A 4,406-nucleotide genomic window follows, 5' to 3' on the forward strand; every position below is an offset into this window, starting at 1 on the left:
TATATATACTTGTCGTTAAGAAGTATTAAGAAATCCTTATTAAAGAATATTGCAATAGCTTGATTTAATTGCTAACGTGTGTATGACAGCGATGCTGATGAACGCTCGGATCTAGGAGAAATAAAATCTATGAGCTATACCCATTCAGCCAAGTGTGTTAGGCTTTGACGGGTTCAAAACGAGAAATTTCTGCCTCATATAGACAACTATGAGGGATTGCAGATTAACCAAGAAATGTCTCATTGCTAAAGGCTTAGTTTCAGTTTGATTTCAATTGTGATTGATTATTTGTCTTACTTTGTTCCGACAAGTGAGTAGCTCTTGCTTGTGTGTATCGGCAATAACGAGGAGTTTGGTAAGACTTAAATTTTGGAGAATAAAACTAATGGAGATTCAAGGTAAAGTTGCCCTAATTACAGGGGCTTCGCGTGGAATTGGACGAGCGATCGCCCTCGAATTAGCGCAACAAGGCATCAAGCGGATGATATTGGTAGCACGCGATCGCCGCAAGTTATTGGAGGTAGCCAACGAAATCGAGGCTATGGGTACAGAAGCTGCGATCGTGGCCTTAGATTTGACGCAGACAATAGAAGTAAATATCGCTGTCGCTCAACTCTGGCGCAATTACGGACAGATTCACCTGCTAGTTAATTGTGCGGGAGTCGCATACCAAAGCTCATTTTTGCAATCTAAAATGCCCCAAGTTCAAGAAGAAATTTCTGTGAACTTGTTAGGAATGTACAACCTCACTAGTTTGATTGCTCGACGCATGGCTAGCCAAAGACAAGGGACAATTGTCAATGTATCGAGCCTGATGGGGAAAGTTGCAGCACCAACGATGGCGACATACTCAGCAACCAAGTTTGCCATCTTAGGATTTACCCAAGCCTTGCGCCAAGAATTAGCCGAACATAATATTCGCGTCATTGCATTACTGCCTTCCCTAACAGACACAGACATGGTGCGCGACTTAAAATTATTTCGCTGGGTGATCCCCATGACTTCCCAGCAAGTGGCTAAAGCACTCGTCACCGGAATGCAGAATGACTCATCAGAAATTTTAGTTGGATGGCAAAGTCATTTAGCCGTGTTGTGTCAACGCCTCGCCCCTTGGTTGTTAGAGCTAATTTTACGAATAGCAACACCGCCAGCACCAAGCAGACAACGGCTGATTGAAAAACTTATCCCTTCGCGTAGCGTCTCGTAGAGAAGGGGAAACACCGAGGGCGATCGCTTCAGGAGTGCTGAGTGCTGAGTGCTGAGTGTTGAGTGCGGAGTGCTGAGTGCTGAGTGTTGAGTGCTGAGTGCGGAGTGCTGAGTGCTGAGTGTTGAGTGCGGAGTGCTGAGTACTGAGTGCCCAGTAGTACCCCATAGTTAAAACTAGGGAATTGAAACAAGGACATATCCTAAGCACAGTCCCCGCAGGCATTCCTATCTTTGCTCTTAGGGGCGCGACTACCCTATATGCTGAGTGCAATTAATTTTACTTTTTACTCAGCACGGGCTAAACGCCCCGCTACCGCTAACGTTACTCAGCACTGTTTTGGTGACTCAGCATTCCTGAACAAACTTGTCCGAAATCTTCAGTCTTTTGGCTTTACCCTTGTGCAACAAAGTAAGGCTCACAGTGCCAAGAAATGCTAATAAGCTGAAAGTAGAAGTAGATTCAGGAACAGACTTGGAATTCTCAATTTTGATAACTTGTCCAAGTCCAGGGCGATCTCCTCGGTTTGTCACGTAAATAGCACCATCAGCACCAATAGTCAAAGCAGTAGGAGACTCTAATCCATTGCCACTCAGAATAGTTGTGCGAGTCCCATCGCTTGCTATTTTAATTACCGAACCATCTAGATTACCTTTCCAGAGTGACTGATTAGCGTACTGTAAAGCATATAAATTGCCCTCGCTATCAAAATCTAAATCAGTAAGTTGAGTAAATCCATCGGTATAAACTGTTGGTTGACCATCAGCACCAACTCGATAGATTTTTGCTTCACCTTCTGGAAAAGGAAAACCAGTTAATTCGCTAATATAATAAGCGCCATCTGGGCCTTTGGCGATATTTGTGGGTACTGCTTGGATTTCAAATGGCAATGACGATGCGCCAGAGGGAAAAATTGGATTAGTTAATGTCTGCCGGGGAATTGTGGCGATCGCCTTTAAATTACTGCCATCAGTAGCTACACTGAGTAATTCATTAGCACCAGTATCAACTGTAATAATATTATTTCCATCTACAAGAAGAGAGAAGGGATTACTAATTAGATCGCCTCGATCGGGATTATTTGCAAGTTCATAATTAGCTAAATCAGCAATACTAGTCCACGAATTTGTATTGAAATTAGCAGTGATAATTTTTCCTAAGTCAGTGTTACCTAATGCGGCGCGAAATGTGGGGTTTGAACCATATCCAATTGCAATATAAGGCTTGCCAGTAGCGTCAAATTTGATATCTTGAGGCCCAGAAGTATCAGTACCATCTGGTAATGCTAAAGAAGGAAGTCCTGTAAGTATACGTTCTTGCGTACCATTTCCAATTTTGGTGACTGCACCAGTTGTGCCATAACATAAAGATTGGTTTGCAACGCTCGGTGAAGGAACACAAGCTCCACTGCCGCCTGTTCCTGCTTCTGTGACGTAGAGGCTGCCGTCAGGGCCAAAAGTTAGACCTCGTGGACTATTAAGACCATCGGCAATTACCGAAAATGATGCCGCCTCTGCTGCTTTCAATCCCGAAAAAGCAGCAATACAAACACTCAAAAATGTAATTCCAAATTGTTTTAGTTTCATGAGACTCCTCCTAAAATTGAATTTTCGTAAAGCATAGAATGGAAAATTTTATCTTGAGAAATAATAATATTTAATATTTATAGTTTCTGTGGATTTTACAGCTTATTTAAAAGAGGGAAATAGATTCAAACCTAGAAACCTAGATGAAATCTGAATTTCTGAATTTCGAGTTGTATCATACCATTTCCAAAAATCTTTGCAACATAATGAATCGGCTGTAGGGGCGTACAGATGTACGCCTCTAGCAACAAAATTAAATAGATTGGTGTATATTTTTTAACGCTTTTTATACAAGTGTGATATCCCAACTGTTGAATTACACAGATATTGCGGGGGTACAAGACGATCGCAGTTTGCATCAATACATAAAGTTGCAGAGCAGAAATTGCTGTGTGATCGCATAATTAGACATACCTTGTTTCGGAGCAATCAGAAATGCTTTCCTTCCCCACAACCTTGGCTCCTTTGCCCGAAATCATTGATGGCTTGCCGAATATTTCTGGTTGGGAAACAGAGGTTCTCTCTGTAGTTAACCACGATCAGCCAGTATTTTTACCAACAACAAATATCCGCTTAGAAGACGTAAATGCTGTGTTTGCGATCGCTTTGCACATGCACCAGCCAACTATACCTGCTGGAAATGGCGGTACACTCATCAGCAATCTGCAATATATGTTTGAACATCCTCATGAAGGGGATAACCACAATGCAGATCCCTTTGCCTATTGTTACAGCCGCATGGGTGACTTGATCCCCGAACTCGTCAATCAAGGTTGCAATCCGCGTGTGATGTTGGATTACTCAGGTAATCTTCTGTGGGGACTACGGCAAATGGGACGCGGTGATGTTCTCGATAATCTTAAACGGATTACTTGCGATCGCACCTACCAACCTTATGTAGAATGGCTGGGTACAATGTGGGGTCATGCAGTTATTCCTTCCACACCCATAGCAGATATCAAACTACATATCGTTGCATGGCAACATCACTTTGCCGCAATTTTTGGCTGGGAAGCACTAGCGCGAGTCAAAGGATTTTCGCCCCCAGAAATGCACCTACCAAATCACCCTGATGCTCTCTTTGAATTTGTGAAAGCGCTGAAAGAATGTGGATATCGCTGGCTACTTGTTCAAGAACATTCTGTAGAAACTCTTACTGGTCAATCTCTGACTCATAAACATTTACCACATCGTCTAATTGCCCGTAATTCTCAAGGTGAAACAATTAGCATCACAGCCTTAATTAAAACCCAAGGTTCCGATACGAAATTAGTTGCTCAAATGCAGCCTTATTATGAAGCAAAGACATTATCCAAACAACAAATTGGCGGTGTATTTGTACCACCAATAGTTAGCCAAATTGGTGATGGTGAAAATGGCGGCGTGATGATGAATGAATTTCCTAGCGCTTTTAAACAAGCTTGGTGGGATATGGTCAATAACGGCGGAGGAAAATCAGGTGTTGTTGGTGTGTGTGGTACAGAATATTTAGAATTAATCGAAGCAGCCGGATGCAAACCTGAAGGTTATCCAACTTGTCAGCCAGTCGGACAACATCAAATTTGGGAGCGAGTTTCACCAGATAATACTCAACCGCAAGCTGTAGAGAATGCAAT

At 42.6% G+C, this 4,406-nt stretch carries 4 protein-coding genes; 2 read left to right on the forward strand and 2 right to left on the reverse strand.

The features are described from left to right. Positions 1–385: 385 nt before the first annotated feature. Positions 386–1,207 carry an SDR family NAD(P)-dependent oxidoreductase gene (locus IQ229_RS14890; protein ID WP_194044908.1) on the forward strand — a complete coding sequence of 274 codons (822 nt, stop codon included), beginning with the start codon at positions 386–388 and terminating at the stop codon, positions 1,205–1,207. Between the two features lie 28 nt (positions 1,208–1,235). Here the strand turns inward: IQ229_RS14890 and IQ229_RS14895 are convergent, their stop codons facing one another. After that, complete coding sequence (locus IQ229_RS14895) at positions 1,236–1,403, reverse strand: hypothetical protein (RefSeq protein ID WP_194044910.1); 168 nt, start codon at positions 1,401–1,403, stop codon at positions 1,236–1,238. A 148-nt stretch (positions 1,404–1,551) separates the two neighbouring features. After that, entirely contained in the window at positions 1,552–2,790 is a 1,239-nt protein-coding gene (locus IQ229_RS14900; protein WP_194044913.1) for a ScyD/ScyE family protein, read from the reverse strand. A 435-nt stretch (positions 2,791–3,225) separates the two neighbouring features. On the opposite strand from IQ229_RS14900, the gene IQ229_RS14905 reads away from it, so the two are divergent. Then, positions 3,226–4,406: glycosyl hydrolase family 57 (locus IQ229_RS14905; RefSeq protein WP_194044915.1), on the forward strand; the 1,181-nt coding region annotated here is incomplete at its 3' end.

This window comes from Nostoc cf. edaphicum LEGE 07299 (genome assembly GCF_015207245.1).
Classification (GTDB): Bacteria; Cyanobacteriota; Cyanobacteriia; order Cyanobacteriales; family Nostocaceae; genus Nostoc; species Nostoc edaphicum_B.